Raw genomic sequence first — 26,090 nt, forward strand, 5'->3', positions numbered from 1 at the left:
GGGCTACGTCTTCCGGCCGTCCGGCCGTCCCGGCGCAAGAGTCCTGATCACGTACGCTCGACGGATGGCGAAGTATTTCGACGTACACCCCGAGAATCCTCAGCGGCGCACCATCAGCAATGTGGCCGACAGCATCCGCTCCGGCGCGCTCATCGCATACCCGACGGACTCCTGCTTCGCGCTGGGGTGCCAGCTGGGCAGTCGCAGCGGCATCGACCGGATCCGGTCGATCCGGAACCTTGACGACCGTCACCACTTCACCCTCGTGTGCCAGAACTTCTCGCAGCTGGGCCAGTTCGTGCACGTCGACAATGATGTGTTCCGCGCGATCAAGGCAGCCACACCCGGCAGTTACACCTTCATCCTTCCCGCGACGAAGGAGGTGCCGCGCCAGCTGCTGCACCCGAAGAAGAAGACGGTCGGCGTCCGGATCCCGGACCATGTCGTCACCCAGGCCCTGCTTGCCGAAATCGGGGAGCCGCTGCTCTCCAGCACCCTGCTGCTGCCCGACGAGGAGGAGCCGATGACGCAGGGATGGGAGATCAAGGAGCGGCTGGACCACGTCGTGGACGCCGTGATCGACTCGGGCGACTGCGGCACCGAGCCGACCACGGTCATCGACTTCTCCGGCGACGGCGTTGAGATCGTCCGCCGCGGGGCGGGGGACCCCGCACGCTTCGAGTAGCCGGTCTCTCTGAGGGTGCGGTGTTCGTGACGGCCGGCTACCGGTATGCCGGTGGAGTCCGCCGCCGACCCGGCCGGGCGGACGGGGAGGTCCCCGTACGCCCATGGCCGGCATCGTTCAGGGGCAGAGGTCAGGAGCGCGGGCGGCCCGGCTGCTCGGCTCGCTCCGCCTTCTTCTCCTTGATCCGGGCCGCTTCCTTACGGACCTCGGCCTGGGTGGCGCGCTCCTGCTGGAGCCACTCGGGGTTCTCCTGCTTGAGCGCGTCGATCTGCTCCGTGGTGAGTGCTTCCGTGACGCCGGCACGTGCGAGACCGGAGATGGAGACGCCGAGCTTGGCCGCGACCACCGGTCGGGGGTGCGGGCCATTGCGGCGCAGTTCCACCAGCCACTCGGGCGGATCGGTCTGCAGCGCGTTCAACTCGGTGCGCGAGACGACGCCCTCCTGGAACTCGGCGGGGGTGGCCTCTAGGTACACCCCCAGCTTCTTCGCCGCGGTCGCGGGCTTCATCGTCTGAGGGGTCTGGTGCGACTTCATGCTGTCAAGGGTATCGAGCATGTGCGCTACCTCTGACCACGACCGGTAACCTGGCGGCGTGACAAGCTCGGATGCATCCCCGTCGTTCCGGCTCGCCTATGTCCCCGGAGTGACGCCCACGAAATGGGTGCGGATCTGGAACGAGCGGCTGCCCGACGTCCCCCTGACCCTGATCCCGGTGCCCGCCGCCGACGCCTGTGCGCTGCTGCGGGACGGTGGCGCCGACGCGGGTTTCGTACGGCTGCCGGTCGACCGTACGGATCTCGCCGCGATTCCCCTCTACACCGAGACGACCGTGGTCGTGGTGCCGAAGGATCACCTGGTGACGGCGGTCGACGAGGTGGCCGCCGAGGATCTGGCCGATGAGATCGTGCTGCATCCGCTCGACGACACCCTCGAATGGGAGAGCCGGCCGGGACTTCCTGCGAACGAGCGTCCCGCCACGACCGGGGACGCGATCGAGCTGGTGGCCGCGGGGGTGGGACTCCTGGTGGTCCCGCAGTCACTCGCCCGTCTGCACCACCGCAAGGACCTCACCTACCGGCCGGTCTCGGACGCCCCCGCGTCGCGCGTCGCACTGTCCTGGCCGCAGGAAGAGACCACCGACCTGGTGGAGGACTTCATCGGGATCGTCCGAGGGCGGACCGTGAACAGCACCCGGGGACGCTCACAGGCCCCGGCGCAGGCGCAGGCGAAGGCCAAGCGCCCCGAGGCGGGCGGCGCCCGGCGGAAGCCCGCGGCGGGCAAGACCGCGGGCAAGACGGCCGGGAAGTCGGGAGGCAAGGGCGCACGGAGCGGTTCCGGCGGGCCCAAGGCCGCTCGGCGCGGCAAGCCTCGCCGCCGGTCGTAGGGCGAAAACCGGTGGAAGGGGCACGGAACACATTGCGATCATGGGACGGTCCGGTCCCCGTGGTGTGAGAGAAAGCCGAGGCGCCATGCCTGCTGTTCCCGCTGATCCGACCGCGGTGCACCCGATGCCCGACCAGCCGCGTGTGGTGCTGCTGAAACCCCTGGTGACCTCGCCGCTGATCGAGGTCGGGGAGTTCTCCTACTACGACGACCCGGACGATCCGACGGCGTTCGAGACCCGCAATGTGCTCTATCACTACGGGCCGGAGAAGCTGGTCATCGGGAAGTTCTGTGCGCTGGGTGAGGGGGTGCGGTTCCTGATGAACGGTGCCAATCACCGTATGGACGGCCCCTCCACCTTCCCGTTCCCCATCATGGGCGGCTCCTGGGCCGAACACTTCGGGCTGATCACCGGCCTGCCCGGCCGCGGGGACACGGTGGTCGGCAACGATGTCTGGTTCGGATACCGCGCCATGGTGATGCCGGGCGTCCGTATCGGGCACGGCGCGGTGATCGCGTCCGGGGCCGTGGTCGTCGATGACGTCCCGGACTACGGGATCGTCGGCGGGAATCCGGCCCGGCTGATCCGCCGCCGGCTCGACGATGCGGACATCGCCCGCCTGCTGGCACTGGCCTGGTGGGACTGGCCGGTCGAGCATCTCACCGAGCACCTCCCGACGGTCATGGCGGGCAGTGTCGACGAGCTGGAGGCCGTGGCCCCGGGGAGGACGTAGCGCGGGGTGCGGTGCCCCGGCACCCGGAGGGTGAGCGGGCGGATAGCGGCGTCGGCCCGGCCCCCGATGTAGGGGCCGGGCCGGCTGCTGCGCTCATGCCACGCGGCTCACGGGGTGGGCAGTCCGGGCCCCGTGCAGTGGACATCGGCGCGGGGCACCGTGCCGTCGGTCAGATAGGCCGCGGCCGTGTCGTCCACACAGTCGTTGCGCCGGCTGGCGAACACCCCGTGTGAGTAGTCGTCGTGGAGGGAGACCAGACGCGAGCCGGGCAGTCGGCGCTGTAGGGCGCGGGCGCCTTCGATGGGGGTAACGGGGTCGTGCTCGGACGCGATCAGCAGGACCGGTGGGGCGTGCGGGCTGCCGAGCGGCGTACTGTGCGCGGGACGGTGGTGCCAGTAGGCGCACACCGAGGCTTCCATCCCGGTGAGCACCGGCTGCGGGTCGAGCTGCCGCATCCGCCGGATGTCGGCGAGGACGCGGGTGGGTGAGGGCGCCGGTCCGTCCGCGCATTTGACCGTGCGGTTGGCGGCTTCGAAGGTGCGTGACGCGGGGCCGTCGAAGGGCTCTTCCGGGCGCAGCGGCCCGGTCGTACCGTCGCGCAGATACGTCCGCAGGCCGTCGGCGAGGCCCGCCCAGCGTTCGGTGCGGCCCAGCGCCTTGTAGACGGCGCGGTCGAACTCCGCGGCGCCGAAGCCGTCCACGGGGCGCTCGGCGAGACCGTCCCGCACCCGCTGGTACGCGGTACGGACCGCCGCTGCGTCGGCACCGAGCCCGAAGCGCTGCTGGTGCCGGGCCGCCCAGGCGAAGAACACCGCCCGCTGGCGCAGCAGTTCCCGGCTCTGGAGCAGGTCGAAGTCGTACCACTCCTCGGGGCCGACGACGCTGTCCAGCACCATCTGGCCCACCCGCTGCGGGAATTGGGCGGCGTAGGCGGCCCCGAGATAGCTGCCGTAGGAGACGCCGAGATAGCCGATCCGGCGCTCGCCGAGCGCCTCCCGTATGGCGTCCATGTCCCGGGCGGTCTCGGTGGTCGACAGATGCGGCAGGGCGTCCTTGACGTGCCGGGCGCAGTCGTCGGCGGTCCGCCGCAGCCCGTCGAGATAGGCCCGCTCGGCCTTCCGTCCCGTCGGCACCGGGTCCTGCCCCGGGCTGTCGAAGAGGCCGCCCATCGGGCCGCAGTCCGCGGGCGCGCTCGCACCGGTACCGCGCGGGTCGAAGCCGATCACGTCGTACGAACGCCGCACCTTCTCCGGCAGTTTGGCGCGCTTGGTCACGGCATACGGGAGGCCGGATCCGCCGGGCCCGCCCGGGTTGACCAGCAGGACGCCACGCCGCTCGGAGGCCGGCCCGGAGGCACGGACCCGCGATACGGCGATGTCGAGGTGCTTGCCGTGCGGGTCGCTCCGGTCCAGCGGGACGCGCAGGCGGCCGCACTCGACGCGTTCGGGTGCGGGCGGCGATGGCACGGAGTCCGGGCAGGCGCCGAAGCGGAGCGCCGGTGGTGGGGGAGTGGCGGGAGCGGGGGCGGCCGGGAGCAGGGCGGCGGTGGCCGTGAGGGCGCAGAGCAGGCCCGTGCGGCGTACGGCAGGAATCACTGGTCTCGCATTCGGGAGTGCGGCGAGGGCGCCACAGGTTGGTGATGAAAATGATTATCGTTTACAGTGTGGCTCGGTCAAGCGGCCGGCCCTCGCCAAGGGGGCGCCGCTCGGTCAAGTACCGCCGCAACAACGCCCGAAGAACCTGCGAGGAAGGGACACCGTGGCTCATCTGCTGATGGTCGAGAGCTGGGTCGGAGCGATGAGCAGGCTGCTCCCCCGCGCGATCCGTGAGGGCGGACACGAGTTCAGCTTTCTCACCCGCGATCTGCACCACTACCTGCGCTCCGCGCCCGAGGGTGCCGCTCACCCGCTGCTCGGCGCCCGCAATGTGCTGACCGCCGACACCAATGACCTCGACACCCTGCTGCCGTACGCCGAGCAACTGCACTCCGCGCTCGGCTTCGACGGCGTGATCACCTCCTGCGACTACTACCTCCCGACCGCCGCGCGGATCGCCGGCCGCCTCGGACTGCCCGGCCCGGCGCCCGAAGCGGTCGAGAACGCCTGCCGCAAGGACGCGACCCGGCAGGTCCTCGCCGCCGCCGGGCTCCCCGGGCCCCGCTTCGCGGTCTGCGCGGACCGCTCGGAGGCCGCCGCCGCGGCGGCCGAGATCGGCTATCCGCTGGTGCTCAAGCCCGTCGACCTGTGCGCGGGGATGTTCGTACGGCGCGTCGACGACGCAGCGGAGCTGGCCCGCGCCTACCGCGCCGTCGAGGGCTTTCCGGTCAACGCCCGCGGTCAGCGCCGGGCGCCGGTGGTTCTCCTCGAAGAGCTGCTCCACGGCCCCGAAGTCAGCGTCGAGACCGTGACGTTCGACGGGAGCACCCAGGTGGTCGGGGTGACCGACAAGAGCATCGGCGGGGCACCGGCCTTCATCGAGACCGGCCACATGTTCCCCGCGGCGCTCCCGGCGGCCGATACGGCGGCGGCCGGGGAGATGGCCCGGCAGGCCATCGAGGCGCTCGGACTGGACGGCGTCGTGGCGCACACGGAGCTCAAGCTGACGCCCGACGGACCGCGGCTGATCGAGGTCAACCCCCGCCCCGCGGGCAACCGCATCACCGAACTGATCCGCCATGTCACCGGCGTCGACATCGCCGCCGCCGCGGTCGACGTGGCCCTGGGACACCGGCCCGACCTGCGCATACGTGACACCGGGCTGCGCAGCGCCGCCATCGGATTCCTCGTCCCGCAAGCCACCGGTGTACTGGAGGAGATCGATGGCGCGGATCTCGCGCGCAAGGCGCCCGGAGTGCTCGAACTCCGGCTCGCCGAGCCCGGTACGGCGGTCAAGGCGGCCGGCAGCAACAACGAGTACCTGGGCCATGTCATGGCCGGCGACGCCGAGGGGCCGGACGCCCGCCGGTGCGTCGAAGCGCTGCTGTCCGAACTGCGTCCCCGGGTGGTGAACCGGTGACCACTCCCACCACCCACCACCCGGCCACCGCCGCCTCGTACGACGACCTCGTGGCCCGTGTCCTCGGCGGCGACTTCGGGCCCGACCCGCGTACCCAGCGGGTCGCCGTCGCCTTCAGCACCCGGCAGGCCGTACGCCACGAGGGCCGCAGCGGCGGATACCGCAATGAAGTGCTGAGCCTGCGGCTGGCCGCCGCGGTCGGCTCCTGCGCGGTGGAGCCCGGTGAGCTGCCGGACGCCGCCATCGAGGACTGCGTCGGCGCGGACCTGGCCCGCCTGATGGCGCACGAACTGCGCCCGGTGCGGGTGGCCGCACTCGACACCTATCTGATGCATGTCCTCCCGCACACCCCCGCGAACGGCGCCCGGTCCTGGTCGCTGCCGGCCGGGTCGTCCCTGCGAAAGTCCCGCGCCAGGGCACGCGCCGTCGCCGGACTGGTCGATGCCGCGCCGGGCGCCCGGGTACTGGTGGTCGGCGTGGTCAACTCGCTGCTGGAAGCGCTCCGTGAGCGCGGTCTGACGTATGTGCCCTGCGACCTCAAGGGGGGCACGACGGAGTGGGGCGAGCCGGTCCGCACCGATGCGCTCGCCGAGTTGGCGCACTGCGATGCGGTGCTCGCCTCCGGGATGACGCTCGGCAACGGCAGCTTCGAACCGCTGCGGGCGCACGCACTGCGCCACGGAAAGCCCCTGGTGATGTTCGCCCAGACGGGCAGCGCGGTGCTGCCGCGATTCCTCGGCGCCGGGGTGAGCGCGGTGTGTGCGGAGCCGTACCCGTTCTTCTGGCTCGACGGCGGGCCGGGCATCGTCCACCGTTACGGCGCCGAGGGAGCCGCCCGGTGACCACGGCCATCCGGCAACCCACCGGCAACCGCGAACTCCTCGGCCTGTTCGGCCGCACCCCGCTCGCCCGGGTCACCGCCGACCTCCCCTCCCCGCACCCCGGCTTCTGGGCCAAGCTCGAAGGGCTCGGCGCGGGCGGTATGAAGGCACGGGCCGCGGTGTCCATGCTGCTCGGCGCCCGGGAACGCGGCCAACTGCGGCCCGGCGCCCCCGTCGTGGAGTCCACCTCCGGCACGCTCGGCATCGGTCTGGCCTTCGCGGGCCAGGCGCTCGGCCATCCGGTCGTGCTGGTCGGCGACGCCGAGCTGGAGCCGTCCATGCGCCGGCTGCTGCGGACCCACGGGGTCCGGCTCGAACTCGTCGACCGCCCGGCAGCCGAGGGCGGCTGGCAGGCCGCCCGGCTCGCCCGGCTGCGGCAGCTGCTCGCCGAACTGCCCGGCGCCTACTGGCCCGACCAGTACAACAACCCCGACAATGTCGCCGGTTACGCCTCCCTCGCCGCCGAAATGGCCGCCGAACTCGACCATCTCGACGTCCTGGTGTGCAGCGTCGGCACCGGCGGCCACAGCGCGGGCATCATCGGCCCGCTGCGCCGCCACTGGCCGCGGCTGCGGCTGATCGGGGTGGACGCCACCGGCTCGACGATCTTCGGCCAGCCCGCCAGGGCCCGGCTGATGCGCGGCCTCGGCAGCAGCATCCATCCCCGCAATGTCGCCTACGACGCCTTCGACGAGGTGCACTGGGTCGGCCCGGCCGAGTCCGCCGACGCCTGCCGCCGGCTCGCCACCGGCAACTTCGTCAGCGGCGGCTGGAGCACCGGCGCGGTCGCCCTCGTCGCCGCATGGGCCGCACGGGTACACCCCGGAGCCGTCGTCGCCACCGTCTTCCCCGACGGGCCACAGCGCTACCTCAACAGCGTCTACGACGACGACTTCGCCACCGCCCACGGCCTAGACCTGACCACGGCCGCCACTCGCCCGGTCGAGATCCCGCATCCGACGGCCGCGGAGGCGACCGGCTGGACCCGGTGCGGGACGGTCGCCGACCCGCTCGTGCCCCTGGCAGCGGACGCCGACGGATCGCCCGCCCCGCTGCCACGCCACCCCTCCGTCCGCCCCACCACCTGGGAAGAAGCCCCGTGAAGGTCAGCCAGCGCACCGTACGACTCGAACTCACCGAGCCGCTGCGGATCTCCCGCTCCACGATGGCGGCCCGCGACGCCGTATGGCTCGCCATCGAGCACCACGGCCGGCGCGGCTACGGAGAGGCCGTCACCAGCACGTACTACGGGCTGGACGCCGCTCGTCTCGGCCGGCTGCTGAACGAGGCCGCGCGGGAACTCGCCCGCTGCGCCACCCCTGAAAGCGCCCTGGACGCCCTGCGCACGGGCGAACTGCCCACGCCCGGCACGCCCCCTGCGGTGACCGCGGCCGTGGAGTCGGCGCTGCTCGATCTCGTCGGGAAGCGCGCCGGCCTGCCCGTACACCGGCTGCTCGGCACCTCGGAGCCGCCACGCGCCGCCACCGCCCGCACCATCGGCATCACCTCGTGCCGGGCGGCCGCGGAGCAGGCGGGACGGCTGACCCGGCGCGGCTTCTCCGTCCTCAAGATCAAGGCCGGTGCCCCGGACCCCGAGGACGACCTCGACCGGGTGCTGGCGGTACGCAACGCCGCACCGCACGCCCGGCTGCTGCTCGACCCCAACGGCGCCTGGAGCCCCGCCCTGGCCGACGCCCTGCTGCCCCGCTACGCCGGCCTCGGCGTCGAAGCGGTGGAGCAGCCGCTCGCCCCCGGCGACCCCGAGGCGCTGGCCGCCCTCGCCGAACGCTCACCGCTGCCCGTCATCGCCGACGAGGACGCGGTCGGCTTCGAGGACGCCCGGCGGCTGGCCGGGCGGGTGCACGGCATCAACGTCAAGCTCGCCAAGTGCGGTGGTGTCACCGCGGCGCTGCGCATCGCCGACCTGCTCGCCGGCAGCGGCACCGAGCTGATGCTGGGCTGCCTCACCGCCAGCACCCTCGGGCTCGCCCCGGCCGTCCACCTCGCCGACCGCGCCCGATGGACCGACCTGGACGGTCACTTGCTGCTCGCCCATGACCCCTGGACCGGCATCGGTGGCACGGACGGGACCGTACGGGCCGGCCGGGAACCGGGACTGGGCGTACGGCCGGTCCATGGCACAGCGGACCAGGAAACCCCGGGGCCGGTCCGTGACCGGGAGGCGGCGCGGTGAAGATCTGGCACGAGATGCGGAGCTTCCCGCTCGCCATCCGCCTGCTGCTGATCAACCAGCTCGGCGTCAACACCGGCTTCTACCTGCTCATTCCGTATCTCGCCGTACACCTCGGCGAAGACCTGGGGATGTCCGCCGCGGTCGTCGGGATCGTCCTCGGCGTCCGCAACCTGAGCCAGCAGGGCCTGTTCCTCATCGGCGGTTCGGCCGCCGACCGGCTGGGCGCCCGCGGCGTCATCATCGCGGGCTGCGCGCTGCGGACCGTCGGCTTCGGCCTCTTCGCGCTCGGCGACGGGCTGGCCGTACTCCTCGCGGCGTCCGTGCTCAGCGGACTGGCCGGGGCGCTGTTCAACCCCGCCGTACGGGCGTACCTCGCGCAGGAGGCGGGCGTACGCAAGGCCGAGGCGTTCGCGCTGTTCAATGTCTTCGCGACCACCGGCGCGCTGGTCGGGCCGCTGCTCGGCAGCGCCCTGCTGCTGGTCGACTTCCGGGTCTCCGCGCTCACCGCCGCCGGGATCTTCGCCCTGCTCACCGTCGCCCAGGCCGTCGTGCTGCCCGCGTCCCAGGTGGCCCCGGCGGCCAACAGCGTCCTCGGTGACTGGCGCGAAGTCCTCGGCAACCGCGTCTTCCTGGCCTTCGCGCTCGCCATGGTCGGCATGTTCACCATGCAGAACCAGCTGTATCTGCTGTTGCCCGACGGCGCCCGGCGGGCCACCGGCTGGGACGGCGCGGCCGGTCTGGTGTTCCTCATCGGCACCGTCGCCAACCTCGCGCTCCAGATGCGGATCACCCGCGCCCTCAAGGAACGCGGGCACCGGGCGCGGTGGATCAGCGCCGGACTCGGCCTGATGGGCCTCGGCTTCGTCCCGCCGATGGCCGTCGCCGGGCTGGGAGCACCGTCCGGCGGCCTCGGTGACGCCGCGCTGCGCGCACTGCCCGTACTGGCCGGAGCGCTGCTGCTCTACCTCGGCGTCATGGTCGCCCAGCCGTTCGTGATGGAGCTGATCCCCGCCTTTGGACGCGCCGAGCTCACCGGCACGTACTTCGGACTGTTCTACGTGGTCTCCGGAATCGCCGCGGCGCTGGGCAACACCGTCGTCGGCTGGGCCATGGACACCGGCGCGCACACCCGTACGCAGTGGCTGCCGTGGGCCTGCTGCCTGGTCTTCGGCCTCGTCTCCGCGGCGGGCGTCGGCTGGCTGCACCGGCTGCGCGGTCTGCCGGGGCACGCCAGCGAGGCGGTACCCGCCGACACCGCACCAGCCGCAGCGCCGCCCGCCGACACCGCACCCGCCGCCGCGGCGCCCACGACGGCGGAAAAGCCCTGACCCCACCCATGGAAACCAAGATGACCAGCGAAAACCTGCTGACCGACAACCCGGAGCTCTACGAGACCCGCTTCCCCGACGCCGAACGGCTGGCCGGCCGCTGGGCCGAGGACTGTCTGCACCGGCACCGCTCGGGACCGCGCGTCCTGGACCTCGGCTGTGGCACCGGACGGGACGCCGCGTATCTGCATCACGCGGGCCGCAGCGTCGTCGGGGCGGACCTCTCCAGCGCGATGCTGGCACACGCCCGCACCCACCACCCCGGACCGGACTACGTACAGGCCGACCTGCGCGACTTCGACCTCGGCGACTTCGGCCTCGGCGAGGGCCCCTTCGACGCCGTCGTCTGCCTGGACAGCGCCCTGCTCTACTGCCACACCAACGCCGAACTCGACGGCTTCCTCGCCTCCTGCCGACGCGGCCTCGCCCCCGGCGGGCTGCTCGTCGCCGAGATGCGCAACGGCGCCTTCTTCCTCGGCCGTACGGAACTGCTCGACGCCCCGGCCGTCCACGGCTTCACCTGGCGCGGCACCGCCTTCAACTCCACCACCACCCTCCACCTCGATCGCGCTGCCCAACTCCTGCGCCGCACCCGCATCTGGACCACCGACGACGGATCTCCGCCACACGAGCAGCGTTCCGCATGGCGGCTGCTCTTCCCCCAGGAGCTGCGTCACGCCCTCGCCGCGCACGGCTTCGAGGTCCTCGAACTGCACGACGGACCGGGGCCGCGCACGGACCCGGCCTGGCACGAAGGCGCCGCACCGGGTGAATCCGCCGACGGGGACCGACTGCACCTCGTCGCGCGGCTGGCCCGGCACGACTGACGCCGTCCGACTGCCGCCCGTCCGGCCCCCTGCCACCCACACCCCCGCGCACAGCAAGGAAACCGCCATGCACGAAAACCCCGTCCACGCCTCAGGCTTCCCCGACCCACGCTTCCCCGGCCTGCGCCGCCGCGGCTTCCTCGCCGCGGCCGGCGGGGCGGCCGGCCTCGGCGCCCTAGCCCTCACCGGCTGCACGGGCTCCACCCGGGACGCCGCGGACGGCGGCGGCAAGCCCCGGCGCGGCGGGAAGCTGCGCGCCGCCTTCGCCGGCGGCGGCGCGAGCGAAACCCTCGACCCGCACCTCGCCAACCTCTTCGCCGACGCCGCCCGCGCCAAGGCCCTCTTCGACAAGCTGGCCGACTTCGGCGCCGATCTCGCCGCCGAACCGCGGCTGGCCGCGTCCTGGGAGCCGAACGCCGCCCTGGACCGCTGGACGGTACGGCTGCGCAAGGCGACTTTCCACGACGGCAAGCCGGTCACCGCCCGCGATGTCCTCTACAGCTTCCGCCGTATCGCCGACCCCAAGAAAACGTTCCGGGCCAAGGCATCGCTGGAGCCCCTTGACCTCAAGGCGAGCCGGGCCGTCGACGAGCGCACCGTCGAGTTCGCGCTGAAGCGCCCGACCGCCGAATTCCCCAACCTCCTGGCCGCGTTCGGCGCGTATATCGTCCCCGACGGCGCCACGGACTTCGACACCGAGCCGGTCGGCAGCGGCCCCTTCCGCTTCGTCTCCTTCACGCCCGGACGCTCCGCCGTCTTCCGGCGCAACGACGACTACTGGGACGGCGCGCCCCACCTGGAGCAGCTGGAATTCCTGGTCGCCAACGAGGAGTCCGCCCGCGTCAACTCCCTGCTGGGCGGCCAGGTCGAGTACGCCCACGAGCTGGCGCCGACCACCGCCCGCGCCTACGAGGGCAAGGGACAGATCGAGATCATCCGGCTGCGCAACAGCGCGATGCAGGCGTTCGCGATGAAGACCGACCGGCCGCCCTTCGACGACAAGCGGGTACGCGAGGCGTTCTTCCTCCTCGCCGACCGCAAGGAGCTGGTCAACGGCGCGCTCTCCGGCGCCGGCGAGGTCGGCAACGACCTGTTCGGCAAGGGATACGAGTACTACGCGGACGGTCTGCCGCAGCGCGAGCAGGATCTGGACCGGGCCCGCCACCTGCTGAAGAAGGCCGGCGCCGACGGGCTGCGGGTCACCCTGGACACCTCGGCCGTCGCCGCCGGATTCACCGAGTCCGCCGCCATCTTCCGTGACCAGGCCGCCAAGGCCGGAGTGCGGGTGAAGGTGGCGATGGGCAGCAAGGACAGTTATTGGCAGGACACCCTGGAATCCGGAACGCTGTGCTCCTACCGCTCCGGCGCGATGCCGATCGAGTCGCACATCTCCCAGCGGCTGCTGTCCGGCTCCACCACCAACGCCACCCAGTGGAAGCACAAGGACTTCGACGCGCTCTACCAGCAGGCCCAGTCCACCAGGGACAAGAAGGACCGGGCCGCCGTGTACGCCCGTATGCAGCGCCGACTGTACGCCGAGGGCGGCTTCCTGGTCTGGGGCTTCGCCGACTGGATCCTGGGCACCGCCCGCACGGTCCGCGGTGTCGCGCACCGGGCCCCCGCCAACACGCTCGACTGGGCCCGCTTCGACAAGGTGTGGCTCGCGTGAACGGTGCGTGGTCGTGGCCGGTCCGGCGGCTGCTGCTCGGCGCCGGGCAGACCGCAGCCGTCGTGCTGCTCGTCTTCGCTCTCACCGAGGCGCTGCCCGGCGACGCCGCGGTGGCACTCGCCGGCGACCAGCCCGACCCCGCGCGGATCGCGGCCATCCGCGAGACCCTGCACCTGGACCGGCCCGCCCACGAACGCCTCGCGGCCTGGGCGGCCGGGTTGCTGCACGGCGACCTCGGCACCTCGCTGACCTCCGGCCGCCCGGTCAGCTCCTACCTCGCCGACGGCTTCGGCCCGACCCTGCTGCTCGCCGCGCTCACCCTGCTCCTGCTGGTGCCACTGGCCGGCGGCCTCGGCGTGCTGGCCGCCCGGCAGGAAGGGCGGCTCGCGGACCGCCTCATCAGCTCGGTGACTCTGGGGGTGTACGCGGTACCGGAGTTCGCCTTCGGAGTGCTGCTGGTGACGGTCTTCGCGCTGCGCCTGGACTGGCTGCCGCCGACCGCCGTCGGCTACGGGGACGAGCTGCTGGCCCATCCCGCGGCGCTGGTCCTGCCCGTAGTGGTGCTGCTGTCCCGGCCGGTGTGCTCGCTGGCGCGGCTGGTCCGCGCCGGCATGATCGAGGCGCTGGCCTCCCCGTACGTCGCCCAGGCCCGCCGCTACGGCATCCCCGGCGCGCGCATCCGCTATGCGCACGCCCTCCCCAACGCCCTTGCCCCCGCCGCCCAGCAGCTCGCCCGCACGGTCGACTGGCTGCTGTGCGGTGTCATCGTCGTGGAGGCCCTGTTCGTGATTCCCGGACTCGGCACGGTCCTGATGAACGCCGTGGCGGAACGCGATGTCCCCGTCATCCAGGGCCTGGCGGTCGTCTTCGGCTGTACCGCCGTCGTCCTCAACCTCGCTGTGGACCTGGTCACCTACCGACTGGTGCCCCGGACGGGGGTGGCGGCATGAGCCCCCGTACGACCTCCGGCCCGCGGCGTTTCATCCTCCCCCTGCTGATCATCACCGTCCCGCTGCTCCTCGCCCTGCTCGGGCCGCTGTTCGCCGGGGATCCCGGACCACGGGCCGCCTCCTTCACCCTCGGCGGCGGGCACTGGGCCGGCACCGACTTCGTCGGCCGGGACGTCTGGCGGCAGGTGCTGCTCGGCGGCCGTCCGGTGGTCCTGACCGCCCTCGCGGCGACGGCCCTGGCGTACGCGGTGGCGCTCCCGCTGGGCCTCATCAGTGCGCTGACCCACCGCGGCTGGCTGGAAGAGCTGTTGATGCGGCCGCTGGATGTGCTGCTCGCCGTGCCGTCGCTGCTGTTCCTGCTGCTGGTGGCGGCGGTGCTGACGCCCGGTGCGGTCGGCCTCGCGCTGCTGGTGGCGCTGGTCAACATCCCGGACGCGGTCCGAGCGGTCCGGGCCGCCACCGCCGAAGCGGCCGCCCGGCCCGCGGTCGAGGCACTGCGGATGCAGGGGGAGAGCTGGTGGCGGACGGCCGTGGGCTATGTCGGCCGGTCGGCCCTGCGCACCCTGGCCGCCGATGCCGGGGTCCGGCTGACCGGTGTGCTGTACCTGGTCGCCACGGCCGCCTTCCTCGGCATCGGCGCCGAACCGGACGCCGCCGACTGGGCGGTGATGGTCGACCGCAACCGCACGGGCATGTTCGTCCAGCCCTGGGCCGTCGTGCTCCCCGCCGTGCTGATCATGGCATTGACGATGGGTACCAACCTGCTCTTCGACGCCGCGCTCACCCGGCGCGACCGGAGGCCGGGGCGGGATCGCCGCGACCGAGGGCCGGGCCCGGATCGCCGCGACCGAGGACCGGGCCGGGACCGTCGCGACCAGAGGCCCGAACCCCCGGAGTGTGCACCGCAGTCCGGCCACCCCGCCCCCGCACCACCTCCGCCCACCGACGGCACACCCCCCGCCCCCGGACGAGACGAGAAGAGCCATCCGTGCAGCTGAACGAGGCCGCTGAAGTCCAGGACCTGCGCGTCGAAATCGACGGCCGGGCGCTCGTCGACGGAGTGACGCTGCGGGTGCCGCCCGGTCGGATCACCGCCCTGATCGGCGCCTCCGGCAGCGGCAAGACCACCACCGGACTCGCCCTGCTCCACGAGTATCCGCCCGGCGCCAGGGTGACCGGCGAGGTGCGCGTCCCCGACACCCTCGTCGGCTACGTACCGCAGCACCCCGCCACCGTCCTCAACCCCGCCCGCCCTGTCGCCACCCTCCTCCAGGACATCGCCCGCACCCAGGTACGCCATCTGCCCCGCCGCGCCCGCCGCCCCGCGATCCGGCAACGCATCCTGCACGCGCTCGCCCAGGCCCAACTTCCCGACGGCGAAACCCTGTTGCACCGCTACCCGCACCAGCTCTCCGGCGGCCAACAACAGCGCGTCGTCCTGGCCCAGGCCCTGCTGACCGGCGCCCGTACCGTCGTCGCCGACGAACCGACCACCGGTCAGGACGCCATGACGAAGCAGCAGATCGCCGACCAGCTGGCCGCCGTGGCCCGGGAAGGCATCGCGGTACTGCTCCTGAGCCATGACCTGGAGGCCGTCCGGGCCCTGGCCGACGAGGTCCATGTCCTGCGATCCGGCCGCATCGTGGAATCCGGCACACCCGAACAGCTCTGGAGCCACCCACAGCACTCCTGGACCCGGGACCTCCTCACACCTGCCGCCGCCACCGAGCCATCAGCGAGCCCGCTCGCCCTGAGCACGGACCCCGCGCCACCGGCCGACGAAGAACCCGCCGCCGACCCGGCCGCCGCCCGCAAGGCGGTGCTACAGATACGGAACCTGACCGCCCAACACGCCAGTTCCACCGTCCTGCACACCCCCGACGTGCAGTTCCCACCCGGCTGTTCGGCCGTCGTGGGCCGCTCCGGCAGCGGCAAGACCACCCTCGCCCGCTGTCTCGCGGGACTCCACCGACGTTACGACGGCGAGATCCTGCTGGACGGTGTCGCGCTGCCCCGCAGCCTCCGCGACCGCACCCGCGAGCAACTGGCCGCGGTCCAGTACGTCTTCCAGGACGCCCGCGCCGCCTTCGACGAACACCGCCCGGTCCTCGACCAGGTGATGCGCAGTGCCGTACGGCTGCGCGCGGTCCCACGGACCGAGGCCCTGGCCGAGGCCGAGCGCACCCTGAGCACCCTCGGCCTGTCCGGTGACCACATACGCCGCCGGCCCACGGAGCTCTCCGGCGGTGAACTCCAGCGCGCCGCCCTGGCCCGCGCCCTGCTGGCCCGCCCCCGGGTCCTGATCTGCGATGAGATCACCTCCGGCCAGGACGCCCTCACCCGCCGCAGCCTCCGCACACTCCTCGACGACCTCGTACAGACCCACCCGGACCTGTCCCTGATCCTGATCACCCACGACCGCGACACCGCGACCCTGGCCACCCGCATCGCCGTCCTCAACGACGGCCACCTCATCGACCAGGGCCCGGCCGACGACCTGCTCACCGCCCCCCAACACCCCCTCACCGCCGCCTTGCTGCAACCGGCCCCGGACATGAAGGTCTAGTCCCCGGGCGCCACGTCCCCCACCCGCACCGGCAGCGACTTCAGCCCATTGATGAAGTTCGACACCAGCCGCCGCGGCGGACCGGCGACCGCAAGGGCGGGGACCAGACGGCAGGTCTCCTCGTACAGCACCCGCAGCTGCAACCGGGCGAGATGCGCGCCCAGGCAGACATGCGGACCGTCGCCGAACGAGACATGGGGGTTGTCGGACCGGGCCAGGTCCAGCCGGTGCGGGGCGGCGAAGACCCGCTCGTCGTAATTGGCCGAACCGTGGAAGACCACGACCTTGTCTCCGGTGCGAACGGGGCGCCCCGCCAGTTCGGTGTCGTGGGCCGCGGTACGGCGAAAGCTGAGCACCGGCGGATGCCAGCGCAGCAGCTCCTCCACAGCGCTCGCCGTCCTCACGGCGCCCGCGCGCAGCCGCCGGTACGCGTCCGGATGCCGGGCCAGCGCCAACAGGCCGCCGGGGGCCGCACCGCGCACGGTGTCATTGCCCGCGATGGTCAGCAGGAAGAAGAACATCTCCAGCTCGGGCGTGGCCAATTCGGGGTCCGAGGCGAGCACCGTCATCACATCGTCGCCCGGAGACCGCCGCTTGTGCGCGGCCAGCTCCCGTGCGAAGGCGAACATGTCCTGCAGCATTGCCGGGGAGCGCGGGTTGGCGGGCCGTCCGTCCGGGCCGGACGCGGACGGACCGGCCTCGTCCGGGTCCTGGTAGCCGATCACCCGCCGGGTCCAGTCCAGGAGCAGCCCGCGCTCGGCGGCCGGCACACCGAGCAGATCGGCGAGGTTGAGCAGCGCGAAGTCATCGGTGACCGCGCTGACGACGTCACACACCCCGTCCCCGGCGCGTGCCGCCGCCACCGCCGCCGTCAGCAGCGCACGGGCCCGCTCGCGGATGACGGTGCCGAAGCGGTCGACCTGCCGTGGGGTGAAGGCCCGGCTGACCGAACGGCGCAGCCGACCGTGGTCCGGGGGATCCTGATTGAGCATCATGCGACGGATGAACGGCAGATCGGCAGGGTCGGGATCACGGATCTGGGTGGCGCCCAGATGCGAGGAGAAGGTACGGGCGTCCTTCAGGACCCGCACGACGTCCCGATGCCGGGTGACCGCCCAGAAGCCCGGCCCGGCGGGCCAGCCGAGCACCTCGGGCTCCTGCTGCCAGGCCACCGGAAGCCGGTCGCGCAGGAGCCGGTACGCCGCGTGCGGCAGCCCGTCGGCGTAGCCACGCGGGTCGAAGACATCCGGGATCTCCCGCTCCCTGCCACCGACCACGGGCGCGGTCATCCGGCCACCGCTCCGTCATCGTCGGCCCGCAGGAAGTCCTCCACCGCCCGGATCAGTTCCAGCGGCGTCTCATCCATGGCGTAGTGCCCCGCCGAGGGCAGCTCGACCAGTTCACTGCGGGTGTACCACCGCAGCCAGGTCTGCCGGGTCAGCTCCGCGTTGAGCGCCGGATCCAGCATGCCGGTCACCGCCAGCGCGGGTACGGCCGACCCTTCCACCTCGGCGGCGAACCCCTCCCCGGACCAGGAGTCCAGCCAGGAACGGAACGCCTTCGGATCGCTGCACTCCACCGACCGCCGCACCATCCGGTCCAGCCAGGCGGCGGGGCGCTGCCCGCCCGTGGTGAGGTCGATGATGGCGCGCCGGTTCTCCGGGATGTGCGCCGCGGAGGAGAACAGCTCCCACTGCTGCGGCGGTAGCGGCAGACCGGAGGCGGGCACCGGGGAGATCCCGACCATCCGCCGCACCCGCCGCGGCGCCGCCGCCAGCACCCGCTGGACGACGCTCGCGCCCATCGAATGCCCGACCACCGAGAACCGCTCCCACCCCAGCCGGTTGGCGAGCGCCAGCACATCGGCTGCCCCCTCCCCGGTGGTGTACGCACCGGCCGCGCCCTTCGCCTCTCCGTAGCCCCGCAGATCGACCAGCGCGTACTGGAACGCGTCCCGGTCGAGATCCGCCCGGACCGGATCGAAGGCGGACCGGTCGGCGAACCACCCGTGCACGGCAACAACCTTGTGCGATCCCGTGCCGTGCAACGTATGCGGCAGTACGAAGGAAGCCACGCTCACTCCAACCGTGTGACGAAACCTGCCGAGACCACAAGGACGGGCCTGCCGAGGGCGACGCCCAAGTGCCTCGCGCGACCACACTGGCCGCAACCTCCCTGCCCTGCAAGGGCGCCACGGCGCCGGTGATCCCGGGGCGCCCGGGGCGCGACCGCCGCGTGTATGTATCAGATCATCGCCCGGGTATGCCACCGGCGCATTCGGACCGCAACGGCGCGCGCCCGGCCGGAGGGAGGAATCTCTGCCCTAAACCTCCGCTTCGGCTGTCGCGTTTTCCCTCACGGCTCGTTGTCGCTCACGTGATTCCCTGCAGCAGCCCGACCTCGGGCATCAACAGCACCAAGAGCCCGCAGAGCGTCAGCTGGGCCGGACGTATCGCCCTGGTCGAACCCGCCCCCAGGGGGGCCCGCTACGCCCGCTATCTCGCGCCCCACTGGAAGGGCATGGGGCGCCTCGACAGCGGCAACGGCATCGGCGCCCTCCCGGCCGCGCTCCTGCTTCTGCTCGCCGCGGGCCTGCTGTTCGGCGTCGGCGGAGGAGGGGCGGCCCTGGCGCTACGAGCCGTCTGCGGCGAGCCCCATCTGCTCCGATTCTGGCTGGCCTTCGACGCCGCCACAGCCTTCGTCCTGGCCGGCTCCTACTGGCTGGTGAGCCGCTACGGCCTGCGATTCTACGACACCGAACCCACCGACAACGAGATCTGGCGCCTGGTCACCGTCGCCAATACGGCCTGGCGCGCCTTGCCGCGCTCCCACCGCCGTATCCACCAGCCCCGGCTGCGCGCCGCCAACACCGCCGCCCGGCTGCTGCTCACCGACCACACCGATACCCGCACCCGGCAGGCCCTGGCCGCCCACACCGAACTGCTGCGCCAACTGTCCGTCACCGTGCTGCCGGACACCCCACCGCACGACCAGGCGGAGGAGGCCCTCACCGCCGCCCTCGCGCATCTGACGGACGAATGCCAGAGCCTCCGCGACAGCTCCGCCCCCACCTCAGCCACCCCCCGCCCGTCGCTCACCGCCGCCTCGGCATAACGGGCCCGCGCCCCTTGTCACTCCCGCGAAAGCGCCTGAAGACCACGCTGCAGGAAGTGGCGTTCAGCCGAGTTGTCGGTGCGGGCGAGCGCCTTCTCGTACGCCTGGGCCGCCTCGGCGTTGCGGTGGAGGCGGCGGAGCAGGTCGGCGCGGATGGCGTGGAAGACGTGGTAGCGGTCGAGGGGGAGGCCGTCGACGAGGGTGAGCGCCGCCTCCGGTCCCTCGACCTCGGCCACCGCGACCGCCCGGTTCAGGGCCACGACCGGGCTCGGGTCGAGCACGAGCAACTGGTCGTACAGCTCACGGATCTGCCACCAGTCGGTGGCGGCCGCGGTCGGTGCGTCGCTGTGGACCGCGTTGATGGCCGCCTGAATCTGGTACGGGCCGGGCCGGTTGCGGCGCAGACACCGCCGGACCAGGGCCTGGCCTTCGGCGACCAGGGCACCGTCCCAGCGGCCCCGGTCCTGGTCGGCCAGCAGCACGAGGCCGCCGTCCGGGCCGGTACGGGCGGCACGCCGCGATTCGGTCAGCAGCATCAGGGCGAGCAGCCCCGTCACCTCGGGCTCGTCGGGCAGCAGCTCGGCCAGCAGCCGCCCGAGCCGGATCGCCTCCCGGCACAGGTCTTCGCGGACCAGCGACTCACCCGAACTGGCCGTGTAGCCCTCGTTGAAGATGAGGTAGACCACCGCCAATACGGCCCGGAGGCGGTCCGGGAGGTCGGCGTCGGTCGGGATGCGGAAAGGGATCCCCGCATCGCGGATCTTGCCCTTGGCCCGGACGAGGCGTTGCGCCATGGTCGGCTCGGTGATGAGGAAGGCGCGGGCGATCTCCGCCGTGCTGAGCCCGCCGAGAAGCCGGAGTGTCAGCGCGACCCGGGCGGCGGGAGCGAGCGCGGGATGGCAGCAGGTGAAGATCAGGCGTAGCCGGTCGTCGCGCACGGGTCCCTCCTCGGCCGGCTCGCCGCCGGCGTGCAGCAGCGCGGCTTGTGCGTGCTTGTCATCACGGGCCGCTTCCCGGCGCAGCCGGTCCACCGCACGGTGACGGGCGGTGGTGATGATCCACCCCACCGGGCTCGGCGGCAGCCCGGCGGACGGCCACCGCTCGACCGCGGTGGAGAAGGCGTCCTGGACCGCTTCCTCGGCGACGTCGAGGTCACCGAAGACGCGGACCAGGACGGCGACCGCACGCCCGTACTCCGCACGGAACACCCGCCCGACATCGGCTGCGGTCGCCCTCGGCATACCGGACGTCACCCACAGGACCCGTGCTGCAGCGGCCTGACCTCGATGGGGAGGGTGGTGGCGCGGGCGAGCTTGCGGCCCCATTCGAGCGCCGCGTCGAGGTCGGGCGCCTCGATGACGCTGAACCCGCCGATGTGCTCCTTGCCCTCGATGTACGGTCCGTCCGTCATGAGCATCTCGTTGTCCTTCTGCCGCACCACGGTCGCCGTGCTCGGCGGATGCAGACCCCCGGCGAACACCCAGGCGCCGGCCGCTCTGAGCTCGGCGTTCAGTGCCTCGACGTCCCGCATGATCGGCTCCAGGAACTCCGGCGAGGGCGGGGGCCCGTCCGGCTGGTAGATGCTGAGCAGGTAATGCGCCATGGTGGCCTCCTCGGCCGTCGTTTCCGCCGGCCCCGGGCCGGCCTCTCACCCTCTATACGAATGGCCCCCGCCGGAATCGACACCGTGACACGACCGGCCGAAGATTTTCTTGCCCGTCTCTGCGACCGGGGGCGGGCGCCGAAGACGCCCTCGGCCTGCTCCATTGGGGCAATGCCCGCCCGCACACGTTCGAAGACCGCTCCGCGGTGATACCACCTCTGGGTATGCGCCGAGCGCGCGCACCAGCTCGCGCGCGGCAGTCGTCCCCCTTCCGGCGCTGGCCACGGGAGGGGCGGGAGGCGGTGGCGGCCAAGTGCGGAACCGATCCGGCGGGGAGCGCGAGCATTCCCCCGGCGCTCACGGGAACGGGTCCCGGCGGCCCCGGCGCGCCGCGTGGCGTCCCGCCCGCGGGGCACGGGCTCTGGCCGTACGCCGGGCAGGCGGGTGTGCGCCGGGCCGGGGCCCGGGGAAGCGCGCCGAGGTCTCTCCGACCCTGCGGGTGGCGGCGGGGTACGCCTGGCGCCTGATCATCGTGGGAGCGGCCGCCTACGCGATCTTCGCGGCCCTCGGACGCTTCCATCTGGTCACAGTGGCCGTCTTCCTGGCCCTGGTGCTGACCGCCCTCCTGGAGCCGGAGGTCAGCCTGCTGAGCCGCTGGATGCCCCGCTCGGCGGCCGTCGCGGTCGGCCTGCTGGTCGGCATCCTGCTCCTCTTCACCGTCCTCGGTCTGATCGGGGCGACCGTCGCCGGTGAGTGGGACGGACTGCGCCGGGAGTTCATCGGCGGCGTGCTACGCATCGAGCGCTGGCTCGCAGGGCCACCGGTCCATCTGCGTCCGGGGACGCTCTCCGATCTCCAGGCCCGGCTCTCGCGGTTCGTGACCAGCCATCGCGCCACGCTGATCAGCACCGCGCTGAGTGGCTTCGGCCAGGTCGTGGCCGTCCTGACCGTGGGCGCACTGGCACTCTTCTGCTCGGTCTTCTTTCTGCACTCGGGCGACCGGATGTGGAAATGGTTCGGCGGCCAGCTGCCGGCACGCGCACGTCATCCCGTGCAGGCCGCCGGGCGCGCCGCCTGGATCACCTTCACCGGCTACACCCGGGGCATCGTGGTGGTGGCCGCCACCAACGCGGTTCTCGTAGGAGCGAGCCTCTTCGCGCTGGGGATTCCGCTCGCCCTTCCCCTGGCCGTACTGGAATTCTTCGCCGCCTTCATCCCACTCGTGGGCTCGCCCGTGGCACTGGCCGTGGCCGCCGTGGTGGCGCTGGCCGCGAAGGGGCCGCTGGTGGCCGGCGTCGTCGCGCTGCTGATCGTGGTCATCGGACAGATCGAGGGCCATGTACTGCACCCCCTCGTGATGAGCAAGGCGGTCCGGCTGCACCCGGTGGTGGTGGCCCTCTCCGTCATCTGCGGCAGCGTCACCGCGGGCGTACTCGGCGCCGTCGTGGCCGTCCCCATGGTCTCGGTGGCTTGGTCCGTCTACGGCGTCCTACGCGCACCACCCGCCCCGGTTTCCGGTGGGCCCTGAGCGGCCTCAACCGCCTCAACCACGGCCAGAACCTCCAGGCGGGTCACGGACGGGCCCTGACCGGCCCGGAGCCCCGCGACACCCCTCACACGACAGTGCCCTCGGTCCACGCCCGGCCGAGGATCTCATCGACCGTCTCGTCCACCGTCTGCTGCGAGGTGTCCAGCCACAGCCCGATGTCCCGGGGCGTGTCCGCCCGCAGCAGCCCGTCCAGATCCCGCACGGTCCAGTCGGGCCCGTACGCCGTCTTGGGGCGGGACGCCTCACGGGCCTCGACCGCCGCCGGGTCGGGGAGCAGCACGACGACCGCGAGCGGCCTGGCCTTGATGAGCCCCGTCATCTCGGCGAGGTACTTGCCGAGGAGGATGTCCTGCGCGATGACGGTGAAGCCGGTCTGCGCGTACTCGTCGGCGCAGTGCGCGGTCAGCCGGTAGCGCAGTTCGAGCTGGTCGACGGCGTGCTGCTCCGCGTCGGGCGTCATAGGGATCTGGCCCCGGACGATATTGCGGCGAAAGGTGTCACCACGCAGGTGGACGGAGCGGGGCAAACGCTCGGCGAGCGCCTGGGCCACCGTGGACTTGCCGGCTGCCTGGACACCGGTGATCACCACGACACCGCCGTCGTTCCATGGCCCTTCTGGCGTCACTCGTCCGGGGTTGTTGACCGTCATGGGGCGGACCCTGCCTTTCTGCGGAGGGGAGGAAACCTGTCCACGGAATTCGCCGGCCCTGCCCTCGCACGACGCCCCGCTCCGCACAGCCTGCCACCGATCGCCCGGTCGGCGGCACGGATTATTGGCCGGGGGCCGATCCGGGTACCTGGCCCTGGGGCCGGCCGGCCCGTAACCCCGAATCCCAGGGAGCCGCTGTGAAGTTCGGTGTGTCGACCTTCCTCACCGACCAGGGCATCGCGCCCGCCGCGCTCGGGCGCGCCATCGAGGAGCGGGGGCTCGACTCCCTGCTCATCGCCGAGCACACCCACATCCCGGTCGACCGCCGCTCGCCCTACCCGGGCGGCGGCGAGCTGCCGGAGATCTACTACCGCACCCTCGACCCGTTCGTCGCGCTCAGTGCGGCCGCCGCGGTGACCGAACGGATCCTGCTGGGCACCGGTATCGCCCTGGTGTCCCAGCGGGATCCGATCACCACGGCCAAAGAGGTGGCCTCGCTGGACCTCGTCTCCGGCGGACGGGCCGTCTTCGGCGTCGGTATCGGCTGGAACCGGGAGGAGATGGAGAACCACGGCACCGACCCACGCACCCGCGGCCGTCTCGTGGACGAGCGGCTGCGGGCCATGCGCGAGCTGTGGACGCAGGAAAAGGCCGAATTCCACGGGGAGTTCGTCGACTTCGACCCGGTCTACTCCTGGCCGAAGCCGGTCCAGAGTCCGCATCCGCCGGTCTACGTGGGCGGTGGTGAGGCGGCCTTCGACCGGGTGGCCGCCCTGGGGGACGCCTGGCTCGCCAACAGCCTGCCGCCCCAGGAGCTGGGGCTGAAGATCGACCGGCTGCGCGGCATCGCGGGCCGCGACGTCCCGGTGACCGTCTACGCGGTGGCGAACGAGCCGGAGCTCATCGAGCAGTACACCCAGCTCGATGTGGAGCGCCTGCTGTTCTACCTTCCGACGTTGCCGGAGGCCGAGACCCTGCCCTACCTGGACCGGTTCTCCGACACCGCTGCCCGCTTCCGGTGAACGGGCGGGTGCCGCGGCTGATGAACGGCCGGATGCCGCAGTGCCGACGATGACCGGCGACCGGGCCCGGGAGTGCTTCACCCGGGCCAGGGTCGCCCGCCTCGCCACCGTCGACGAGGCCGGCCGCCCGCATCTGGTCCCCGCGGTCTTCGCCCTGACCGGTGACACGGTGGTCTTCGCCGTCGACCACAAACCGAAGCGCTCGGACCACCTCAAGCGGCTGGCCAACATCCGCGCCCATCCCGAGGTCTGCCTCCTCGTCGACGGCTATGACGAGGACTGGGACCGCCTGTGGTGGGCACGCGCCGACGGCACGGCCACCATCCTGCCCCCGGCCGGGCGGGCGGCGGCGTCCGCGCACTACGTAGACCTGCTGACGCGCAGATACCGGCAGCAATACGCCGACCGTCCCCCGCAAGGCCCTGTGGTGGAGATCCAGGTGGCCCGCTGGTCCGGCTGGCACGCCACCTGACGGCTCAGGGCCTGCCCGGCGGGTCGGGGGAGACCCCGCGCCCACACACCGGACAGGCCCTGATGGCTTCACTGACGAGGTCAGGCGCCGATCACGCCGGACTTCGCGATGACGATGTCGGCCTTGGTGGCGCCGCTGCGCGACCCGAGGGACTCGATCTTCCGAACGAGCTCCATGCCCTCGGTGACCTCACCGAAGACGACGTGCTTGTTGTCGAGCCAGTCGGTGACGATGGTGGTGATGAAGAACTGCGAGCCGTTGGTGTTCGGGCCCGCGTTGGCCATCGAGAGCTGGCCGGGCTTGGTGTGCTTGATCTTGAAGTTCTCGTCCGCGAACTTCTCACCGTAGATGCTCTTGCCACCGGTCCCGTTACCGGCGGTGAAGTCGCCTCCCTGGAGCATGAAGTCGGGGATCACGCGGTGGAAGCCGGACCCTTCGTAGCCGAAGCCGTGCTGGCCGGTGGCGAGCTCGCGGAAGTTCTGCGCGGTCTTGGGGACCACGTCGTCGAAGAGCGTGAAGACGATCCGGCCCGCCGGGTCGCCGTTGATGGTGATGTCGAAGAACACGTCGTTACTCATGTCGGCAATCCTCACATCCCCCGGTATCGGCTCCGCACCCAGCCCCGGTTTTGCCGATCACAAAGGAGAGATTACGCGGTTCCCGGCCCGTCGGCCCACCGGTCGGATCTCCCAGGTCACGGGCCTGCGGCGGTCCCTAAAGGTTGCCGCGAGCACGCTCGGCAGCGCCCCGGTAGGCGAACCACGGCAGGAAGAACTGGGTGATCGCGCCGACCCCGAGCGCGTACAGCACCGTGCCCACCCCCACGCTCCCACCGAGCAGCCGGCCCACCACGAGCACGGCGATCTCGATCAGGGTGCGGACCAGCCGTATCGAGCGCCCGCTCACAGCGGCCGCACCGGTCATCAGCCCGTCCCGCGGCCCGGGACCGAACCGCGCGCCGACGTAAACGGCGACGGACAACCCATTGAGCAGGACACCCCCGACGAGCAGACCGACCCGGGCGGGGAGCCCGAGGTGCTGGGGGAGGAGCCAGAGACCGAGGTCGGATGAGTACGCCAGAACGACGATGTTGGCGACGGTGCCGAGCGTCGGCCGCTGCTTGAGAGGGATCCACAACAGCAGCACCAGCACGCCCAGCACGGCGCTGATCATGCCGAAGCTCAGCGAGGTGTGAAGCTCCAGTCCCTCGTAGAGAACGCTCCACGGGTTGACGCCCAACGAGGCCCTGACCAGGACCGAGAGACTGAACCCGTACAGGGCCAGCCCGACGAACAGCTGGGGAACGCGGCGCAGCGGACGCTCACCGACCGGAAGACAGGTGAGTGGCGGCGGCGACGGTCTCGTACGGGACATGAGCCGCGCCCGGCACCCGCCGCCCCCGTCCGGCGCGCCACTCGCGATGCGCTCCTCCGGACGGCGCCGATCCG

At 72.2% G+C, this 26,090-nt stretch carries 26 protein-coding genes; 17 read left to right on the forward strand and 9 right to left on the reverse strand.

Annotated features, from left to right (window positions below; translation table 11 throughout):
* Window positions 1-64: 64 nt before the first annotated feature.
* Complete coding sequence (locus STRTU_RS35075; RefSeq protein ID WP_159749387.1) at window positions 65-685, forward strand: L-threonylcarbamoyladenylate synthase; 621 nt, start codon at window positions 65-67, stop codon at window positions 683-685.
* Window positions 686-815: 130 nt separating this feature from the next.
* Here STRTU_RS35075 and STRTU_RS35080 read toward each other — a convergent pair whose 3' ends face one another.
* Entirely contained in the window at window positions 816-1,220 is a 405-nt protein-coding gene (locus tag STRTU_RS35080; RefSeq protein ID WP_159749389.1) for a DUF5997 family protein, read from the reverse strand.
* A 58-nt stretch (window positions 1,221-1,278) separates the two neighbouring features.
* Between STRTU_RS35080 and STRTU_RS35085 the strand changes: the two genes are divergently transcribed.
* Together STRTU_RS35085 and STRTU_RS35090 are read left to right on the forward strand one after the other, a co-directional pair.
* Window positions 1,279-2,070 (forward strand): LysR family substrate-binding domain-containing protein, encoded by a 792-nt coding sequence (locus STRTU_RS35085; RefSeq protein ID WP_159749391.1) that lies wholly within the window; start codon window positions 1,279-1,281, stop codon window positions 2,068-2,070.
* Window positions 2,071-2,155: 85 nt separating this feature from the next.
* Window positions 2,156-2,803 (forward strand): CatB-related O-acetyltransferase, encoded by a 648-nt coding sequence (locus tag STRTU_RS35090; RefSeq protein ID WP_159749393.1) that lies wholly within the window; start codon window positions 2,156-2,158, stop codon window positions 2,801-2,803.
* A 107-nt stretch (window positions 2,804-2,910) separates the two neighbouring features.
* Here STRTU_RS35090 and STRTU_RS35095 read toward each other — a convergent pair whose 3' ends face one another.
* Window positions 2,911-4,398, reverse strand: a complete 1,488-nt coding sequence (locus tag STRTU_RS35095; protein WP_246241640.1) for an alpha/beta hydrolase — start codon at window positions 4,396-4,398, stop codon at window positions 2,911-2,913.
* A 163-nt stretch (window positions 4,399-4,561) separates the two neighbouring features.
* Between STRTU_RS35095 and STRTU_RS35100 the strand changes: the two genes are divergently transcribed.
* The 10 genes from STRTU_RS35100 to STRTU_RS35145 all read left to right on the forward strand — a co-directional run bounded on the left by STRTU_RS35100 (window position 4,562) and on the right by STRTU_RS35145 (window position 16,233).
* Complete coding sequence (locus STRTU_RS35100) at window positions 4,562-5,818, forward strand: ATP-grasp domain-containing protein (RefSeq protein ID WP_159749395.1); 1,257 nt, start codon at window positions 4,562-4,564, stop codon at window positions 5,816-5,818.
* The gene (locus STRTU_RS35105; RefSeq protein WP_159749397.1) at window positions 5,815-6,660 is read left to right on the forward strand and encodes a Rossmann-like domain-containing protein; all 846 of its coding nucleotides are present in this window, start codon (window positions 5,815-5,817) and stop codon (window positions 6,658-6,660) included. Before STRTU_RS35100 ends, STRTU_RS35105 begins: the two co-directional genes overlap by 4 nt.
* Window positions 6,657-7,802, forward strand: coding sequence for a PLP-dependent cysteine synthase family protein (locus STRTU_RS35110; RefSeq protein ID WP_269777428.1), 1,146 nt, complete (start codon window positions 6,657-6,659; stop codon window positions 7,800-7,802). The genes STRTU_RS35105 and STRTU_RS35110 overlap by 4 nt, the downstream gene beginning before the upstream one ends.
* Entirely contained in the window at window positions 7,799-8,893 is a 1,095-nt protein-coding gene (locus STRTU_RS35115) for a dipeptide epimerase (RefSeq protein ID WP_159749399.1), read from the forward strand. Before STRTU_RS35110 ends, STRTU_RS35115 begins: the two co-directional genes overlap by 4 nt.
* On the forward strand, window positions 8,890-10,221 hold the full coding sequence (locus STRTU_RS35120) for an MFS transporter (RefSeq protein WP_159749401.1): 1,332 nt from the start codon (window positions 8,890-8,892) through the stop codon (window positions 10,219-10,221). The genes STRTU_RS35115 and STRTU_RS35120 overlap by 4 nt, the downstream gene beginning before the upstream one ends.
* A gap of 20 nt (window positions 10,222-10,241) precedes the next feature.
* Window positions 10,242-11,048, forward strand: a complete 807-nt coding sequence (locus STRTU_RS35125) for a class I SAM-dependent DNA methyltransferase (RefSeq protein ID WP_159749403.1) — start codon at window positions 10,242-10,244, stop codon at window positions 11,046-11,048.
* 67 nt (window positions 11,049-11,115) lie between these two features.
* Complete coding sequence (locus tag STRTU_RS35130; RefSeq protein ID WP_159749405.1) at window positions 11,116-12,717, forward strand: ABC transporter substrate-binding protein; 1,602 nt, start codon at window positions 11,116-11,118, stop codon at window positions 12,715-12,717.
* Complete coding sequence (locus STRTU_RS35135) at window positions 12,714-13,667, forward strand: ABC transporter permease (RefSeq protein WP_159749407.1); 954 nt, start codon at window positions 12,714-12,716, stop codon at window positions 13,665-13,667. Before STRTU_RS35130 ends, STRTU_RS35135 begins: the two co-directional genes overlap by 4 nt.
* Window positions 13,664-14,665: an ABC transporter permease subunit gene (locus STRTU_RS35140; protein ID WP_159749409.1), complete on the forward strand. Its 1,002-nt coding sequence runs from the start codon at window positions 13,664-13,666 to the stop codon at window positions 14,663-14,665. Before STRTU_RS35135 ends, STRTU_RS35140 begins: the two co-directional genes overlap by 4 nt.
* Window positions 14,656-16,233, forward strand: a complete 1,578-nt coding sequence (locus STRTU_RS35145) for an ABC transporter ATP-binding protein (RefSeq protein ID WP_159749411.1) — start codon at window positions 14,656-14,658, stop codon at window positions 16,231-16,233. The genes STRTU_RS35140 and STRTU_RS35145 overlap by 10 nt, the downstream gene beginning before the upstream one ends.
* Here STRTU_RS35145 and STRTU_RS35150 read toward each other — a convergent pair.
* The gene (locus STRTU_RS35150; protein ID WP_159749413.1) at window positions 16,230-17,522 is read right to left on the reverse strand and encodes a cytochrome P450; all 1,293 of its coding nucleotides are present in this window, start codon (window positions 17,520-17,522) and stop codon (window positions 16,230-16,232) included. The genes STRTU_RS35145 and STRTU_RS35150 overlap by 4 nt on opposite strands.
* Window positions 17,519-18,307: an alpha/beta fold hydrolase gene (locus STRTU_RS35155; RefSeq protein WP_159749416.1), complete on the reverse strand. Its 789-nt coding sequence runs from the start codon at window positions 18,305-18,307 to the stop codon at window positions 17,519-17,521. The genes STRTU_RS35150 and STRTU_RS35155 overlap by 4 nt, the downstream gene beginning before the upstream one ends.
* A gap of 302 nt (window positions 18,308-18,609) precedes the next feature.
* On the opposite strand from STRTU_RS35155, the gene STRTU_RS35160 reads away from it, so the two are divergent.
* Window positions 18,610-19,347, forward strand: coding sequence for a hypothetical protein (locus tag STRTU_RS35160; RefSeq protein WP_159749418.1), 738 nt, complete (start codon window positions 18,610-18,612; stop codon window positions 19,345-19,347).
* A gap of 17 nt (window positions 19,348-19,364) precedes the next feature.
* Here the strand turns inward: STRTU_RS35160 and STRTU_RS35165 are convergent, their stop codons facing one another.
* Both STRTU_RS35165 and STRTU_RS35170 read right to left on the reverse strand, forming a co-directional pair.
* On the reverse strand, window positions 19,365-20,588 hold the full coding sequence (locus tag STRTU_RS35165; protein WP_159749420.1) for an RNA polymerase sigma factor: 1,224 nt from the start codon (window positions 20,586-20,588) through the stop codon (window positions 19,365-19,367).
* 8 nt (window positions 20,589-20,596) lie between these two features.
* Window positions 20,597-20,950, reverse strand: coding sequence for a YciI family protein (locus STRTU_RS35170; RefSeq protein ID WP_159749422.1), 354 nt, complete (start codon window positions 20,948-20,950; stop codon window positions 20,597-20,599).
* Window positions 20,951-21,449: 499 nt separating this feature from the next.
* Here STRTU_RS35170 and STRTU_RS35175 point away from each other — a divergent pair, with 499 nt between their 5' ends.
* Complete coding sequence (locus tag STRTU_RS35175; RefSeq protein WP_371873707.1) at window positions 21,450-22,478, forward strand: AI-2E family transporter; 1,029 nt, start codon at window positions 21,450-21,452, stop codon at window positions 22,476-22,478.
* 85 nt (window positions 22,479-22,563) lie between these two features.
* Here STRTU_RS35175 and STRTU_RS35180 read toward each other — a convergent pair whose 3' ends face one another.
* The gene (locus tag STRTU_RS35180) at window positions 22,564-23,148 is read right to left on the reverse strand and encodes an AAA family ATPase (protein WP_159749426.1); all 585 of its coding nucleotides are present in this window, start codon (window positions 23,146-23,148) and stop codon (window positions 22,564-22,566) included.
* A 197-nt stretch (window positions 23,149-23,345) separates the two neighbouring features.
* Here STRTU_RS35180 and STRTU_RS35185 point away from each other — a divergent pair, with 197 nt between their 5' ends.
* Window positions 23,346-24,170: an LLM class F420-dependent oxidoreductase gene (locus STRTU_RS35185; protein ID WP_159749428.1), complete on the forward strand. Its 825-nt coding sequence runs from the start codon at window positions 23,346-23,348 to the stop codon at window positions 24,168-24,170.
* A 40-nt stretch (window positions 24,171-24,210) separates the two neighbouring features.
* Entirely contained in the window at window positions 24,211-24,642 is a 432-nt protein-coding gene (locus tag STRTU_RS35190; protein ID WP_159749430.1) for a TIGR03668 family PPOX class F420-dependent oxidoreductase, read from the forward strand.
* Between the two features lie 80 nt (window positions 24,643-24,722).
* Here STRTU_RS35190 and STRTU_RS35195 read toward each other — a convergent pair whose 3' ends face one another.
* Complete coding sequence (locus tag STRTU_RS35195) at window positions 24,723-25,220, reverse strand: peptidylprolyl isomerase (protein WP_159749432.1); 498 nt, start codon at window positions 25,218-25,220, stop codon at window positions 24,723-24,725.
* 136 nt (window positions 25,221-25,356) lie between these two features.
* Window positions 25,357-26,016, reverse strand: coding sequence for a membrane protein YczE (gene yczE / locus STRTU_RS35200; RefSeq protein WP_159749434.1), 660 nt, complete (start codon window positions 26,014-26,016; stop codon window positions 25,357-25,359).
* Window positions 26,017-26,090: the final 74 nt, after the last annotated feature.

The sequence above is a fragment of the Streptomyces tubercidicus genome, from assembly GCF_027497495.1.
GTDB lineage: Bacteria > Actinomycetota > Actinomycetes > Streptomycetales > Streptomycetaceae > Streptomyces > Streptomyces tubercidicus.

Excerpts from the sequence above, each read along its gene's own strand:
- STRTU_RS35075 (WP_159749387.1), top strand. The coding sequence starts at position 65 with ATGGCGAAGTATTTCGACGTACACCCCGAGAATCCTCAGCGGCGCACC.
- STRTU_RS35080 (WP_159749389.1), bottom strand. The coding sequence starts at position 1,220 with ATGAAGTCGCACCAGACCCCTCAGACGATGAAGCCCGCGACCGCGGCG.
- STRTU_RS35090 (WP_159749393.1), top strand. The coding sequence starts at position 2,156 with ATGCCTGCTGTTCCCGCTGATCCGACCGCGGTGCACCCGATGCCCGAC.
- STRTU_RS35125 (WP_159749403.1), top strand. The coding sequence starts at position 10,242 with ATGACCAGCGAAAACCTGCTGACCGACAACCCGGAGCTCTACGAGACC.
- STRTU_RS35130 (WP_159749405.1), top strand. The coding sequence starts at position 11,116 with ATGCACGAAAACCCCGTCCACGCCTCAGGCTTCCCCGACCCACGCTTC.
- STRTU_RS35140 (WP_159749409.1), top strand. The coding sequence starts at position 13,664 with ATGAGCCCCCGTACGACCTCCGGCCCGCGGCGTTTCATCCTCCCCCTG.
- STRTU_RS35150 (WP_159749413.1), bottom strand. The coding sequence starts at position 17,522 with ATGACCGCGCCCGTGGTCGGTGGCAGGGAGCGGGAGATCCCGGATGTC.
- STRTU_RS35165 (WP_159749420.1), bottom strand. The coding sequence starts at position 20,588 with ATGCCGAGGGCGACCGCAGCCGATGTCGGGCGGGTGTTCCGTGCGGAG.
- STRTU_RS35170 (WP_159749422.1), bottom strand. The coding sequence starts at position 20,950 with ATGGCGCATTACCTGCTCAGCATCTACCAGCCGGACGGGCCCCCGCCC.
- STRTU_RS35180 (WP_159749426.1), bottom strand. The coding sequence starts at position 23,148 with ATGACGGTCAACAACCCCGGACGAGTGACGCCAGAAGGGCCATGGAAC.
- STRTU_RS35195 (WP_159749432.1), bottom strand. The coding sequence starts at position 25,220 with ATGAGTAACGACGTGTTCTTCGACATCACCATCAACGGCGACCCGGCG.
- yczE (WP_159749434.1), bottom strand. The coding sequence starts at position 26,016 with ATGTCCCGTACGAGACCGTCGCCGCCGCCACTCACCTGTCTTCCGGTC.